At 42.7% G+C, this 14,361-nt stretch carries 13 protein-coding genes, 2 tRNA genes and 1 pseudogene; 14 read left to right on the top strand and 2 right to left on the bottom strand.

Annotated features, from left to right (window positions below; translation table 11 throughout):
* The first annotated feature begins 71 nt into the window (after positions 1–71).
* From C1A09_RS03685 to C1A09_RS03660, 6 genes and pseudogenes are all read left to right on the top strand, one after another.
* On the top strand, positions 72–788 hold the full coding sequence (locus C1A09_RS03685; RefSeq protein ID WP_101542348.1) for an ABC transporter ATP-binding protein: 717 nt from the start codon (positions 72–74) through the stop codon (positions 786–788).
* Between the two features lie 23 nt (positions 789–811).
* The gene (locus C1A09_RS03680; protein ID WP_101542347.1) at positions 812–2,071 is read left to right on the top strand and encodes an ABC transporter permease; all 1,260 of its coding nucleotides are present in this window, start codon (positions 812–814) and stop codon (positions 2,069–2,071) included.
* Between the two features lie 5 nt (positions 2,072–2,076).
* A complete protein-coding gene (locus C1A09_RS03675; protein WP_101542346.1) occupies positions 2,077–3,318 on the top strand; it encodes an ABC transporter permease in 1,242 nt (413 codons plus the stop codon).
* Between the two features lie 69 nt (positions 3,319–3,387).
* Positions 3,388–4,494 carry an efflux RND transporter periplasmic adaptor subunit gene (locus tag C1A09_RS03670; protein ID WP_101542345.1) on the top strand — a complete coding sequence of 369 codons (1,107 nt, stop codon included), beginning with the start codon at positions 3,388–3,390 and terminating at the stop codon, positions 4,492–4,494.
* A 26-nt stretch (positions 4,495–4,520) separates the two neighbouring features.
* Positions 4,521–5,849 carry a TolC family protein gene (locus tag C1A09_RS03665; RefSeq protein ID WP_101542344.1) on the top strand — a complete coding sequence of 443 codons (1,329 nt, stop codon included), beginning with the start codon at positions 4,521–4,523 and terminating at the stop codon, positions 5,847–5,849.
* 162 nt (positions 5,850–6,011) lie between these two features.
* A pseudogene (locus C1A09_RS03660) lies at positions 6,012–6,586 on the top strand (biosynthetic peptidoglycan transglycosylase); the annotation flags it as partial.
* 35 nt (positions 6,587–6,621) lie between these two features.
* On the opposite strand, the gene C1A09_RS03655 reads toward C1A09_RS03660, so the two are convergent.
* Positions 6,622–7,461, bottom strand: coding sequence for a hypothetical protein (locus tag C1A09_RS03655; protein ID WP_101542456.1), 840 nt, complete (start codon positions 7,459–7,461; stop codon positions 6,622–6,624).
* A gap of 106 nt (positions 7,462–7,567) precedes the next feature.
* Complete coding sequence (locus C1A09_RS03650) at positions 7,568–8,404, bottom strand: CvfB family protein (protein ID WP_101542343.1); 837 nt, start codon at positions 8,402–8,404, stop codon at positions 7,568–7,570.
* Between the two features lie 153 nt (positions 8,405–8,557).
* Here C1A09_RS03650 and C1A09_RS03645 point away from each other — a divergent pair, with 153 nt between their 5' ends.
* From C1A09_RS03645 to argC, 8 genes are all read left to right on the top strand, one after another.
* Positions 8,558–9,559 (top strand): malate dehydrogenase, encoded by a 1,002-nt coding sequence (locus C1A09_RS03645; RefSeq protein WP_101542342.1) that lies wholly within the window; start codon positions 8,558–8,560, stop codon positions 9,557–9,559.
* A gap of 143 nt (positions 9,560–9,702) precedes the next feature.
* Positions 9,703–9,775 (top strand) — tRNA-Phe (locus tag C1A09_RS03640).
* 15 nt (positions 9,776–9,790) lie between these two features.
* A tRNA-Pro gene (locus C1A09_RS03635) sits at positions 9,791–9,863 on the top strand.
* Positions 9,864–10,061: 198 nt separating this feature from the next.
* Positions 10,062–10,745 carry a YMGG-like glycine zipper-containing protein gene (locus tag C1A09_RS03630; protein ID WP_101542341.1) on the top strand — a complete coding sequence of 228 codons (684 nt, stop codon included), beginning with the start codon at positions 10,062–10,064 and terminating at the stop codon, positions 10,743–10,745.
* 327 nt (positions 10,746–11,072) lie between these two features.
* A complete protein-coding gene (locus tag C1A09_RS03625) occupies positions 11,073–11,546 on the top strand; it encodes an arginine repressor (protein ID WP_101542340.1) in 474 nt (157 codons plus the stop codon).
* 24 nt (positions 11,547–11,570) lie between these two features.
* The gene (locus C1A09_RS03620) at positions 11,571–12,128 is read left to right on the top strand and encodes a GNAT family N-acetyltransferase (RefSeq protein WP_101542339.1); all 558 of its coding nucleotides are present in this window, start codon (positions 11,571–11,573) and stop codon (positions 12,126–12,128) included.
* A 12-nt stretch (positions 12,129–12,140) separates the two neighbouring features.
* Positions 12,141–13,346 (top strand): argininosuccinate synthase, encoded by a 1,206-nt coding sequence (locus C1A09_RS03615; RefSeq protein WP_101542338.1) that lies wholly within the window; start codon positions 12,141–12,143, stop codon positions 13,344–13,346.
* Positions 13,343–14,311, top strand: coding sequence for an N-acetyl-gamma-glutamyl-phosphate reductase (argC, locus tag C1A09_RS03610; protein ID WP_101542337.1), 969 nt, complete (start codon positions 13,343–13,345; stop codon positions 14,309–14,311). The genes C1A09_RS03615 and argC overlap by 4 nt, the downstream gene beginning before the upstream one ends.
* The last annotated feature ends 50 nt before the right edge of the window (positions 14,312–14,361 follow it).

Genomic DNA, 14,361 nt, shown 5'->3' with positions numbered 1-14,361 from the left:
GCAACTTTTTGTAACCTATGTGCGTCTAATTATGAAAAACAATAAGAGCTAAGTATAAAACAGGAAAAATCGTGATACAGCTAAAAGACATTAATAAAACCTACAATAACGGAGCACCTTTACACGTTCTCAAGGGTATTAACCTTGATATTCAAAAAGGAGAATTCGTATCTATCATGGGAGCATCCGGTTCCGGAAAATCCACCTTACTTAATATATTGGGTATTCTGGACAATTATGATACCGGAGAATATTATCTAAACGGCACCCTTATCAAGAACCTGAGTGAAACCAAAGCTGCCGAGTACCGCAACCGGATGATTGGTTTCATCTTCCAGTCCTTCAACCTGATAACTTTTAAGAACGCGGTAGAGAATGTAGCCCTTCCCCTCTTTTACCAGGGAGTGAGCCGCAAGAAACGGAATGCGATGGCGCTGGAATATCTGGATCGCTTGGGATTAAAAGAATGGGCAAACCACATGCCGAATGAAATGTCCGGCGGACAAAAACAGCGTGTTGCCATTGCCCGCGCCCTGATTACCAATCCTCAGATTATCCTTGCCGACGAGCCTACCGGCGCCCTTGACAGCAAGACATCCGTGGAGGTGATGCAGATCCTGAAAGACCTGCACCAAACGGGTATGACCATCGTAGTAGTAACCCACGAAAGTGGAGTCGCCAACCAGACGGACAAGATTATCCACATCAAGGATGGAATTATCGGCAGTATAGAGGAAAATCTGAACCATGACGCGTCGCCATTCGGAAAAGACGGATATATGAAGTAAAGAAACATCATCACATTATATATATGATAGACCTTTGGATAGAAATATACGCCACCATCAAACGCAACAAACTACGCACATTCCTTACCGGTTTTGCGGTAGCATGGGGTATCTTTATGCTCATCGTACTGTTGGGAGCCGGAAACGGCATTATACATGCCTTTGAGCAGAACTCCTCTGAACGAGCGTTGAACTCCATCCGCATTTATCCGGGTTGGACAACCAAGTCCTATGACGGATTAAAAGAAGGGCGACGTGTCCGCTTGGACAATAAGGACCTTAGCTCAACCGAGAGAAGTTTCCCCGAAAATGTTATCAGTGCCGGAGCCACCTTGCGGCAGAGCAATATAAACATCAGTTTCGGGCAAGAATATATCAACGTTTCACTAATGGGCGTATATCCTAATTACACCGAAGTGGAAACCGTAAAAACGGCTGATGGACGGTTCATTAACCATAATGACCTGAAAGAACGGCGGAAAGTGATTATCCTTCATAAAAAATCCGCAGAAATTCTTTTTAATAAAACGCATACCAATCCGCTCGGTCAGTTTGTCAACGCCAACGGGGTAGCCTATCAGGTAGTCGGAATCTACAACGACCAAGGCGACCAAGGTTCCAGCGATGCTTATATACCTTTCTCAACCCTGCAAACCATCTACAATAAAGGAGATAAACTGAATAATATTATTTTTACTACCAAAAACCTGAACAGCATAGAAGGTAACGACGCTTTTGAAGCCGAATATCGCAAAGTTCTCGCCGCCAACCACCGGTTTGACCCCACCGACAACAGCGCCATCTGGATATGGAACCGTATGACAAGTTTTATGAAGACGCAAAATGCCATGGGGATTCTGCGCACGGCTATCTGGGTAATCGGTATCTTCACCTTGCTAAGCGGTATTGTAGGCGTATCGAACATCATGTTGATTACCGTCAAGGAACGTACCCGCGAATTTGGTATCCGCAAAGCGTTGGGCGCCAAGCCCATCTCTATCCTTTGGCTGATTATTGTAGAAAGTGTAGCTATCACCACCTTCTTCGGCTATATAGGTATGGTGGCAGGCATTGGGGTAACGGAATGGATGAACAGTGCCTTCGGTAGCCAGACGGTAGACGCCGGTATGTTTCAGGCACGGATGTTCTCCGACCCTACAGTCGACCTACAAATAGCCATTCAAGCTACGCTTACCCTGATTATCGCAGGTACATTGGCAGGGTTCTTCCCCGCCAAAAAGGCAGTGAGCATTCGTCCTATTGAAGCACTTAGAGCAGATTAAAGATTATGAGAATAGATTTGGATACATGCGAGGAAATCCTCCTCACCATCACAAGAAACAAGACCAGAAGTCTGCTGACGGCATTTGGCGTATTCTGGGGTATCTTTATGCTGGTGGCACTCATTGGTGGCGGACAGGGCATGCAGGAGCAGATGAAGCAACAGTTTGAGGGATTTGCCACTAACTCCGGTTTCGTTGCGGCGCAAAAGACAAGCGAAGCCTACAAAGGATTTCGCAAAGGGCGTTGGTGGGACGTAGAAACAGATGACGTAGACAGAGTGCGCAGTGTAGAAGGAATAGAATTGGCAACTCCTTCGTTTGCCATGTGGGGACAAACAGCCGTTTACGGTGAAAACAAATATGAATGTAGCGTAAAAGGATTATATCCTGAATATGAATATATAGAACATCAGGAAATGACCTACGGGCGCTTCATCAACGATGTAGACATACGAGAATCGCGAAAGGTATGCGTCTTAGGTAAACGTGTATACGAGAGCCTTTTTAAATCGGGAGAAGATCCGACCGGAAAGTTCATACGGGTTAATGGCATTTACTATCGGGTTATCGGCATGTGTTCGTCCGAAGGGAATATCAACATACAAGGTCAAGCATCAGAGGCTATTACCCTACCTTTCACTACCATGCAGCAAACCTATAATCTGGGGAAAAGGATAGATGTGGTTTGCTTCACCATGAAGCCGGGAGTTAAGGTGACAGATGTTCAACCCAAAATAGAAGCGCTTATCAAGGAAGCTCATTATATCTCCCCGAATGACAAGCAAGCTGTGATGTTCTTGAACGCCGAAGCGATGTTCTCCATGATGGACAACTTGATGATGGGGACGCGTATATTGATATGGATGGTAGGTCTGGGAACTCTGTTTGCCGGTGCTATCGGTGTATCGAATATTATGATGGTGACCGTCAAGGAACGCACTACGGAAATTGGTATCCGCCGTGCCATCGGTGCACGCCCCAAGGATATTCTGCAACAAATTCTCTCGGAAAGTATGGTACTGACTACTATTGCCGGAATGGCAGGAATATCTTTCGCAGTTCTCATATTGCAAATATTGGAAAGCGCTACCAACGAAACGGGTGTTATCAAAACCCACTATCAGGTATCTTTCGGATTGGCCATCGGGACATGTATTCTTCTGATTGCCCTTGGAGTACTTGCCGGACTGGCTCCTGCTTATCGTGCCATGGCCATCAAGCCGATTGAGGCGATAAGGGATGAGTGATAACGAGTGGTAAAGCCATGAAGTGCCAGGGTGATAAGTAAAGGAATAAAATAATAATACAATAATAAGATGAAAACAAAGAAGTATCTGAAAATCGCATTACTGGTGGTAGTAGCCGCCTTGTTTATCTGGACATTCGTGTTCTTGTATCAAAAGTCGCAACCGGAAGTGACTGTCTATGAAACGATAGTGCCGGAAATTACCGATTTGGAGAAAACTACTGTCGCTACCGGTAAAGTGGAACCTAGAGACGAGGTACTCATCAAGCCGCAGATTTCGGGTATCATTTCCGAAGTATACAAGGAAGCGGGACAAACCATCAAACAAGGTGAGGTCATAGCCAAGGTGAAAGTCATTCCAGAGTTGGGACAATTGAATTCCGCCGAGAGCCGGGTACGCCTGGCAGAAATCAGCGCTTCACAAGCTGAAACTGACTTTGCCCGCATTGAGAAACTGTTCAAGGACAAACTCATCAGTAGCGAAGAATACGAGAAAGGCGAAGTAACCGTAAAACAGGCGCGCGAAGAGCTGCAAACGGCAAAAGATGCTTTAGAGATTGTAAAAGAAGGCATCACTAAAAGCAGCGCATCATTCAGTAGTACATTAATCCGGTCTACCATTACCGGACTGATTTTGGATGTACCGATCAAGGTGGGTAACTCGGTAATCATGAGCAACACGTTCAACGACGGAACCACGATTGCCACCGTAGCCAATATGAATGACCTTATTTTCAAGGGAAACATCGACGAAACCGAGGTAGGACGCATCCACGAAGGAATGCCCGTGAAGCTAACTATCGGGGCGTTGCAAAACTTCTCGTTCAATGCTGTGCTAGAGTATATTTCCCCGAAAGGCGTAGAGGAAAACGGTGCGAACCAATTTGAAATTAAAGCCGCTATCCAAGTACCGGATACGGTAGCGATACGCTCGGGATACTCGGCCACTGCTGAAATCGTCCTGGAACGGGCGCAACAGACGCTCGCCGTACCGGAAGGAAGCGTTGAGTTCAACGGTGACAGTACTTTCGTATACATATTGACAGATAGTGTACCTATACAAAAATTTAAGCGCCAACAGATAGAAGTGGGCATGAGCGACGGTATCAAGATTGCAGTCAAAAGCGGACTGAACGCCAAAGACAAGGTGCGGGGAGCAGAAAAGAAAGGAAATTAATCAATATTGGACAAAAGAGAATCATCATGAAGAAAAGTATACTTATCTGCTTGTCTGTCCTGGGCTGTACTCAATTACTGGCACAAGAATACTGGTCATTGCGCCAATGCATCGATTATGCCATAGAACACAATATCAACATACGCCAAACGGCGAATGCAGCTGAGCAAAGTGCAATAGAAGTGAATACCGCCAAATGGGCAAGACTGCCGAACCTGAACGCAAGCGCCGGGCAGAGTTGGAATTGGGGGCGCACGCAAACCGCCATCAAAGATGAAAATACTGGAGATTATTCTACCGTATATGTGAACACCGCCAGCAATGGAACTAATATGTCCGTATCGACCAATATCCCCTTATTCACGGGTTTGGAACTACCTCATCAGTATGCCCTGGCAAAGCTGAACTTAAAAGCAGCCATCGCCGATTTGGAGAAAGCCAAAGAAGATATTTCCATCAATATCGCTTCGGCCTACTTGCAGGTATTGTTTAATGAGGAACTGCATCGGGTGGCTTTGGGGCAAGTAGATTTGAGCAAAGAGCAGTATAACCGTATCGTCAAACTGGCAGAAACAGGTAAGGCTTCTCCGGCAGAAGTGGCGGAAGCCAAAGCGCGCCTGGCACAGGACGAGATGAACGCCGTGCAAGCCAACAACAACTATCGACTGGCTTTGCTCGACCTCAGCCAACTCATCGAACTGGAAACCCCGGAAGGTTTTGTTTTAGAAAGCCCTGCCGTGCAACTGGAGCTTATTCCACTCACTCCTCCCGATGAGATTTTTCAGATTGCTTTAGTCAACAAAGCTTCCATCCAAGCCGCCCAATATCGGCTGGAAGCGAGCAAACACAATATCCGTATCGCCCAAAGTAGCTATTATCCGCAATTAAGCTTAAACGGTAGTCTCGGAACGAATTATTATTCAACAATCAACCGTACTTTCGGCCAACAAATGAATGATAACTTCAGCAAATATGTCGGCTTCAATCTCAGTGTACCCATTTTCAACCGGCTGTCTACCCGTAACAGAGTGCGTACAGCACGTCTGCAACGCGAAAACTATTCCTTGCAGCTGGACAATACCAAGAAAGAATTGTATAAGGAAATTCAGCAGGCATGGTACAACGCAGTAGCATCCGAAAGCAAATACACCAGTAGCAGCATTGCCTCACAGGCAAGTCAGGCATCTTTCGAACTGATGAGCGAAAAGTATGTAAATGGGAGAGCAAATGCCGTGGAGTACAATGAAGCAAAGCAAAATCTGATGAAAGCACAAAGCGACGAATTACAAGCCAAATATGAATATTTATTCAGAACCAAGATACTGGATTTCTATAAGGGAGAACCTATTGAATAACAGATATCCACCCAAATGAGCCATAAAAATAAGAACACGGATAGGACGATTTAAAAAATATACACAGCACCATCCGTGTTCTTTATCTTTTATGCTTCGATCCAACACTTTATCCGTTGCCATTACCTTTCCGATCCCTCCGTTTTCGGGGAGCAAACCAAAATGCAAATGTCGGTGATGCAAAGTGAAGACGACGCATTTTTCTATCACCACGGTTTCCTGCTTGATGCCATGCGTGAGGCACTTATCCATGACCTGAAAGTCCATCGTTTTGCCCGTGGAGGAAGTACTATTTCCATGCAAATAGTCAAGAACATATTCCTGAATCGTAAAAAGAATATAGCCCATAAGTTGGAAGAAGCTCTTATCGTATGGTTGATAGAGACCGAACATTTGACCTCAAAATCCCGTATGTACGAAGTTTATTTAAACATCGCAGAATGAGGACCTATGGTTTATGGCATTCAGGAAACCGCCGAATTCTATTTCGACAAACGCCCCTCACAATTAACCATTGAGGAATGTATTTTCCTAGCTTCTATATCATCCCTAAACTGAAATATTTCCGCAGTTCTTTCAACGATGATGGCAAGCTGAAAGAAAACCAGAAAGAATATTTCAAACTAATCACTGAACGACTCGTAAAGAAAGGGATCATCAGTGAAAAACAAGCAATACAGGTAAGGATAGAGAATGTAATATTGAAAGTTGAAAGGGGCAGCAAAAGAGTATTTTAACAATAATGTAGTTTCCTCCCAATAGACAAGCTTCATCATTTCCTTCTACTGCTTTCTGAAGAGCGAGAAGAAGAGCGGGTTGTTGTAGAAGAGCTGTTACTTCTACGTGTACTACCGTTATTTATCTGTCCGTTTCTTGTACCGCCCTGTCTCACATTCTCTCTTTGACTCCGGTTTTCACGCCTGGGAACAGTCACCTCATTTTTTTTATCAGAACGATGAGCCGGTTGATTCGTATTAGAACGATGGTTGGAGCGATTGGTTTCCGGACGTCTGCCAGAATCTGGACGAATATTCACTGATCCGAAATCCGAACGACGGCTGGTATGATAGGATTTATCATTCCGTATCCGAAATGTACCATTATAGGTAGGGTGGTTATGACGCCCACGATAGTAACTTGTATTACGGAAGTCAGTACGATAATGTCCCCCACAATACGTACGATAGTGATAGGGACGTGGAAAGTAGAAATAATTCGGATTTGTGTAATTGATATAAATCCGGAAAGACCAACGGCCACCACTTACATAGATAGGACGAAAGAAATAAGTTGCCCGCATGAAACGAGTATACTGTTTGTTGCTCAAGACCCACCGGAGATCGTCATTACGGATATCCAGATAATCATAATAACGATTCAGCGCCCATTCTTCACCCCGTAGCACATCATCCATCAAATAACGAATACCGACAATGAAATCATAATTAATTTCGTACACATCATTATATTGCTCGGTATTCAGACCTAACTCATAGGCCATTTTATCCGTAAGAAAACGGGTATCTTTACGTACTCTACTGTTACTCATTGCTGCACTGCAAACAGCTGTACTCATCATAGCGGCAAGAAATATAAATAATATTCGTTTCATGATAACATTTTTTATGTTCAACTCTGTTTATCTTCTGTGAATACAAAAATAGGGGAATGATTTCCCCCATTTATCTGTTTCTCTCTATTCTTGGATAGGGATTTCCCTATTCTGCCAGAATAATACCATCTTCCGGCAGAAGTATCAAATGTTTTTTATACAAATCCCCAATAGCTTTTTTAAAAGTCTTTTTACTGACTCCAAACGTTGTATATATCGTCTCAGCAGGACTCTTATCGTTGAGTGATATCTTTCCACCACTCTTACGAATATATGTCAGTAGAGTATCCGAAAAATCTTTTACCTTATCCTGTCCCAGCTTCTGAAGCACCAGATCTATTTTCCCATCATCACGTACCTGTTTGATATATGCTTTCATCGTCATACCCGCATGTAATGGCTGAAAAATTTCACTTTCGTATAGCAAACCGCTATATTGATTTTCTATAATAGCTTTAAAGCCCAAATCGGTCTTCTGCCAAATCAGAATATCGACTTCACATCCCGGTTCATAGGAAGCTTTCTCTTTCGACAGATAACGGTCTACTTTTGCAGAAGCAACAATCCGATAACTTTCGTTATCTAAATGGACATGAACAACATATTTTTTACCAACCTGCATCTTCATCTTCTGTTCGTTGAAAGGAACAAAAAGATCCTTCATCAATCCCCAATTAAGGAAAGCACCATACTGATTTACCCAGGCAACTTCTAAACAAGCGAATTCCCCCACTTGTGCCAAAGGAGTCAAAGTAGTGGCAACCAGACGTTCCTCATTATCCAGATAGATAAACACGTTCAGTTTATCGCCCGGATTGCAGTCTTCGGGTACATAACGTTGAGGAAGTAATATTTCCCCTTCCTCTCCTCCATCCAAATACATACCAAAATCAACTTCCTTTACGACCTCCAGGGTATTGAATTTTCCTAATTCGATGCTCATATATTTTAGTTTTGGAGCAAAGATAAAGATAAGGAATAACTTTTCAATCTAAAAGATAACTTTTTTCTATGAACAACTCCTCCCAAAAATGGTTATCTTTGTAGCGTAGTAATCAATAAAAGTATTTGATATTCACCTCTAAATATTATAATTATGGAATTTTTGACAAATGAAAAATTAACTATCGTAGGCGCAGCCGGTATGATTGGTTCCAATATGGCACAGACTGCAATCATGATGCATCTGACTCCTAACATCTGCTTGTACGATCCTTATGCTCCCGGATTAGAAGGTGTGGCGGAAGAAATGTTCCATTGCGGTTTCGAAGGTTTGAACCTTACTTTTACTTCTGACATCAAAGAAGCGCTGATCGGTGCCAAATATGTAGTATCTTCCGGTGGCGCTGCCCGCAAAGCCGGCATGACTCGCGAAGACTTGTTAAAAGGCAATGCTGCCATCGCCGAAGAATTCGGTAAAAATGTAAAAGCCTATTGTCCGGACGTAAAACACATAGTTGTCATTTTCAACCCCGCTGACATCACCGGTTTAATTACCTTACTCTATTCAGGTCTAAAACCTTCTCAGGTCACTACACTGGCCGCTCTCGACAGTACGCGTCTACGTAGTGAATTGGCAAAGCATTTCCATATTTCTCCTGACAAAATAGAGAACTGCCGTACGTATGGCGGACATGGAGAACAAATGGCTGTATATGCTTCTACCGCAAAGGTAGATGGCAAACCATTGCTTGACATCATCGGTACCCCTGCTCTTACCAAAGAACAATGGACTGAGATCCAAACAAAAGTAACTAAAGGTGGTGCCAATATCATTACCCTCAGAGGTCGTTCTTCATTCCAAAGCCCTGCATACGTTTCCATCGAAATGATTGCTGCCGCCATGGGTGGAAAGCCATTCCGTTGGCCTGCCGGTACGTATGTACATAGCCATAGCTTCGATCACATTATGATGGCAATGGAAACAGAAATCACTAAAGACGGTGTACATTATAAAGAATTGAAAGGTACTCCTGAAGAGGAAGCCAAACTGAAAGAAAGCTATGCTCATCTCTGTAAGCTGCGTGACGAGGTTATTGGAATGGGGATATTACCTGCAATCAAAGATTGGCACAGTATCAATCCTAATATTGACTAATTATAATTTAACAAACTATATCTATCAATAATATCCCCTTTGTCTTTGTTACAAAAGCCACTAAGGGGATTTTATTTTATTTTTCCACAAAAAGCCTTGTGGTATAAAAAAAACTCTTTATCTTTGCACCCGCAAACGAAAAAGGTGTCATAGCTCAGTTGGTAGAGCAAAGGACTGAAAATCCTTGTGTCCCCGGTTCGATTCCTGGTGACACCACTTGTTAAGAGGTATCGGAATGTAGCGCAGTTGGTAGCGCACTACGTTCGGGACGTAGGGGTCGGGCGTTCGAGTCGCCTCATTCCGACGATGCCAATAAAAAAGAAACTATCTAACAATAAGAGTTAGTTAGTTTCTTTTTTTATATCGTTAACCGTTCTCTGCTCCCCTTCAAAGATCAATATAAAATTCATATAATTTCTTCATTCTCATTAATTTTCGCAACAAGGATTATACTTTTCCAATAGTTTCTCTACCTTTGCAACAATCATATCACACAGAGATTATGAAAATATATTTCATTGCAATACTATCAATAACCTTTCTATTCAGTAGTTGTGGTACAAGTCGCATGACATCGGGTGACCCTGGAGCAGTATTTGCTGGAGCCGCTATAGGTAGTAATGCAGGAGGTGCAATCGGAGGACTCATAGGAGAAGGTAATAGTGGGTGGAGAGGTGGTTATCGCGGTTCTGCTATCGGAACAATTGTTGGAGCCATCGCAGGGGCAGCTATTGGAAATGCGGTCACTACTCCTAAACAACAAGAGGAACATGGTTACCGGATAGAAAGAAGCCAATCTTATCCTCCGCAGGGAAATACGCAACCACTTCGTTCGGCCATAGATCACTTGAAGATACGTAACATCCGATTTATAGATGATAATCGCGACCATATAATCAATTCTGGAGAGAACAGTAAAGTAATTTTCGAAATCATAAATGAGGGGGATCGGACAGCATACAATGTAGTACCAGTAGTAACTGAAACTACAAAAATGAAACGTATCTACATTTCTCCATCCGTTATGATAGAGCAGATTACTCCACAGGATGGCATGAAATATACCGCAAGCATCAATGCCGGAGAACGAATAAAAACAGGAAAAGTTACCATACGTATAGCCATAGCTGACGAATACGGACAAGAGTATGACTGGCAGGAATTTTCACTACATACACAACGGTAAATACTTATATAATTTACCTATAACCACAAATAGAGTCTAAACAACTAATAACCATATCCCCCACTAATCTGTTCAAAAAACGTTACCGTATCACTTATTGGAAATCCCGATGAAACAGATTTCCGGCGTCCAACTTAAATTAGATTTTGAGATTGGGGGTTAGACAATGGAAGAAATTCTCCTATAAATTAGAAGAAGGGGTATAGCAAAAGTTCCTTTTGTCACAACCTTATTCTTTTAAAAAGAATAAAAATTCTACATTTTATGCATATTCTTTCAAAAATAATCGATATTTTTGCACCGTCATAAGAATAATTATACAGAAACATGAAAAAGAAAGCCAATCGATTAGATGCTATCAAAATGATTATTTCGAGCAAAGATGTTAGCTCACAGGAAGAATTGCTACAGGCTTTGGGAAATGAAGGCTTTAATTTGACGCAAGCCACTTTGTCACGTGACCTGAAACAACTAAAAGTTGCCAAAGCCGCCAATATGAACGGAAAATATGTGTATGTATTGCCAAATAACATTATGTACAAGCGTTCTAACGACCAAAGTGCAAGCGAAATGTTGATGACTAGCGGATTTGTTTCGCTTCAGTTTTCCAAAAATATCGCACTCATCCGTACCAGGCCAGGTTACGCCAGCAGTATGGCTTATGACATCGACAATCGCGAGTGTCCCGCTGTATTGGGAACTATTGCTGGAGACGATACCATTATGATGGTATTACACGAAGCAGCTTCACATGAAGAAGTTAAGGATTTTTTAGCACAAATTATCCCGAATATTAAATAAATATATTCTAATTAAAATAAAGAAATGGATTCGAAGCAAATTGATGTGATGGTAGCCGACGCCTCACATGAAGTTTATGTAGATAAAATTTTGGATACCATCCGAGAAGCTGCAAAAGTACGCGGAACGGGCATTGCGGAACGTACACACGAATATGTGGCAACAAAGATGAAAGAAGGAAAGGCTATCATAGCCTTGTGTGGAGATGAGTTTGCTGGTTTCAGCTATATTGAAAGCTGGGGAAACAAACAATATGTAGCTACCTCAGGGCTGATTGTACACCCCGATTTCCGTGGTCTGGGACTGGCGAAACGTATCAAGCAGGCATCCTTCCGTCTGGCACGCCTACGATGGCCCAAAGCTAAAATATTCAGTCTGACTAGTGGTGCAGCAGTAATGAAAATGAATACCGAACTGGGGTATGTTCCGGTAACTTTCAACGAACTGACCGACGATGATTCTTTCTGGAAAGGGTGCGAAGGTTGCATCAATCACGATATACTGGTAGCCAAAAACCGAAAGTTCTGCATCTGCACGGCAATGCTCTACGACCCTAAATTACATGAAGAAGATAAAATTTAAAAACATAAGGATATGGAAAAGAAGAAAAAAGTTGTAGTCGCTTTCAGCGGTGGTCTGGATACTTCATTTACAGTAATGTATCTGGCAAAAGAAAAGGGATATGAGGTTTATGCTGCTTGTGCCAATACAGGTGGTTTCAGTCCCGAACAACTAAGAACAAACGAAGAAAACGCCTATAAGTTAGGGGCGACCCAATACATTACCATCGACGTGACACAGGAATATTACGAAAAAAGCTTGAAATATATGGTATTCGGTAACGTACTGCGTAATGGTACATATCCTATTTCTGTAAGTTCCGAACGAATTTTTCAGGCACTCGCCATCGCCCGCTATGCCAACGAAATTGGTGCGGATGCCATTGCGCATGGTTCAACAGGTGCTGGTAACGATCAAATTCGTTTCGACATGACCTTTCTTGTGATGGCTCCGGGAGTAGAAATCATCACGCTGACACGTGACATGGCATTGAGTCGCCAGGAAGAAATCGACTATCTGAACAAACACGGCTTTGCAGCCGACTTCACCAAACTGAAATATTCTTATAATGTAGGTCTTTGGGGCACTTCCATCTGTGGAGGTGAAATTCTGGACTCTGCACAGGGATTGCCGGAAAGTGCTTATCTGAAACACTGTACCAAAGAAGGTAGCGAACAGTTGCGCCTAACTTTTGAGAGAGGTGAGCTGAAAGCTGTGAATGACGAGAAATTTGAAGATCCTATCAAAGCTATTCAGAAGGTAGAGGAAATTGGTGCCGCATATGGTATCGGCCGCGATATGCATGTAGGTGATACGATTATCGGAATCAAAGGTCGTGTAGGTTTTGAGGCTGCTGCCCCAATGTTGATTATAGGTGCACACAAATTCCTGGAAAAATACACACTAAGTAAGTGGCAGCAATATTGGAAGGATCAAGTAGCCAATTGGTACGGCATGTTCTTGCACGAAAGTCAATATCTGGAACCGGTGATGCGCGACATCGAGGCTATGTTGGAATCTTCTCAACGTAACGTAAACGGTACGGCTATCCTTGAACTCCATCCGCTTTGTTTTTCTACCGTAGGTGTAGAAAGTGCAGATGATCTTGTGAAAAACAAGTTCGGCGAATATGGTGAAATGCAGAAAGGATGGACGGCAGAAGATGCCAAAGGATTTATTAAAGTAACTTCTACAGCACTGCGTGCTTATTACTCAAATCATAAGGACGAGAAAATATGATTAAAGTAGGAATCATCGGTGGAGCTGGATACACGGCAGGCGAATTGATACGCTTACTGATCAACCACCCGGAAGCAGAAATTGCTTTCATCAACAGCTCAAGTAATGCCGGTAATAAAGTCACTGACGTACACGAAGGATTGTACGGCGAAACAGATTTAGTATTCACCAACCAGCTCCCGCTGGATGAAGTCGACGTGCTTTTCTTCTGTACAGCTCATGGTGACACCAAGAAATTCATGGAAAGTCACAATATACCGGAAGAACTGAAAATTATCGACCTTTCTATGGACTATCGCATAGCTTCTCCAGAACATGATTTTATTTACGGTTTACCGGAATTGAACCGTCGGGCTACCTGTAAAGCAAATCATGTTGCCAATCCGGGCTGTTTTGCCACTTGTATCCAGTTGGGGTTATTACCGCTTGCCAAACATCTGATGTTAAATGATGATATCATGGTAAATGCCATCACCGGCAGTACCGGAGCAGGTGTAAAACCGGGATCCACGAGTCATTTCAGTTGGCGTAATAATAATATAAGTGTCTACAAGGCTTTTGAACATCAACATGTACCCGAAATCAAGCAGTCACTCAAACAACTTCAAAACAGCTTCGACTCCGAAATTGATTTTATTCCCTATCGCGGTGACTTCCCCCGCGGCATTTTTGCAACTATTGTAGTAAGAACAAAGGTGGCTCTAGAGGAAATCGTCCGCATGTATGAAGAGTATTACGCAAAAGATTCCTTTACGTTTATTGTAGACAAGAATATCGACTTGAAGCAAGTGGTAAATACCAATAAATGTCTCATCCATTTGGAAAAACACGGTGACAAGTTGCTGATTATTTCTTGTATCGACAATTTGCTGAAAGGAGCCAGCGGACAGGCTGTTCATAACATGAATTTGATGTTTAATTTGGAGGAAACGGTAGGATTACGATTGAAACCATCGGCTTTCTAAAAAACAGACAAATACGAATAAGTTTAACAAAAACATTTTTGTTAAAGCAA

Origin of the sequence: Bacteroides cutis (genome assembly GCF_900241005.1) — a bacterium.
Taxonomy (GTDB): domain Bacteria; phylum Bacteroidota; class Bacteroidia; order Bacteroidales; family Bacteroidaceae; genus Bacteroides; species Bacteroides cutis.
The sequence above is the reverse complement of the archived record's forward strand: the minus strand, read 5'-3'. Positions and strand labels throughout refer to the sequence as shown.

Bases quoted from the DNA above. Each gene is read 5' to 3' on its own strand.
- C1A09_RS03680 (WP_101542347.1), top strand. From the start codon at position 812: ATGATAGACCTTTGGATAGAAATATACGCCACCATCAAACGCAACAAA.
- C1A09_RS03675 (WP_101542346.1), top strand. From the start codon at position 2,077: ATGAGAATAGATTTGGATACATGCGAGGAAATCCTCCTCACCATCACA.
- C1A09_RS03670 (WP_101542345.1), top strand. From the start codon at position 3,388: ATGAAAACAAAGAAGTATCTGAAAATCGCATTACTGGTGGTAGTAGCC.
- C1A09_RS03665 (WP_101542344.1), top strand. From the start codon at position 4,521: ATGAAGAAAAGTATACTTATCTGCTTGTCTGTCCTGGGCTGTACTCAA.
- C1A09_RS03655 (WP_101542456.1), bottom strand. From the start codon at position 7,461: ATGAAACGAATATTATTTATATTTCTTGCCGCTATGATGAGTACAGCT.
- C1A09_RS03650 (WP_101542343.1), bottom strand. From the start codon at position 8,404: ATGAGCATCGAATTAGGAAAATTCAATACCCTGGAGGTCGTAAAGGAA.
- C1A09_RS03645 (WP_101542342.1), top strand. From the start codon at position 8,558: ATGGAATTTTTGACAAATGAAAAATTAACTATCGTAGGCGCAGCCGGT.
- C1A09_RS03630 (WP_101542341.1), top strand. From the start codon at position 10,062: ATGAAAATATATTTCATTGCAATACTATCAATAACCTTTCTATTCAGT.
- C1A09_RS03625 (WP_101542340.1), top strand. From the start codon at position 11,073: ATGAAAAAGAAAGCCAATCGATTAGATGCTATCAAAATGATTATTTCG.
- C1A09_RS03620 (WP_101542339.1), top strand. From the start codon at position 11,571: ATGGATTCGAAGCAAATTGATGTGATGGTAGCCGACGCCTCACATGAA.
- C1A09_RS03615 (WP_101542338.1), top strand. From the start codon at position 12,141: ATGGAAAAGAAGAAAAAAGTTGTAGTCGCTTTCAGCGGTGGTCTGGAT.
- argC (WP_101542337.1), top strand. From the start codon at position 13,343: ATGATTAAAGTAGGAATCATCGGTGGAGCTGGATACACGGCAGGCGAA.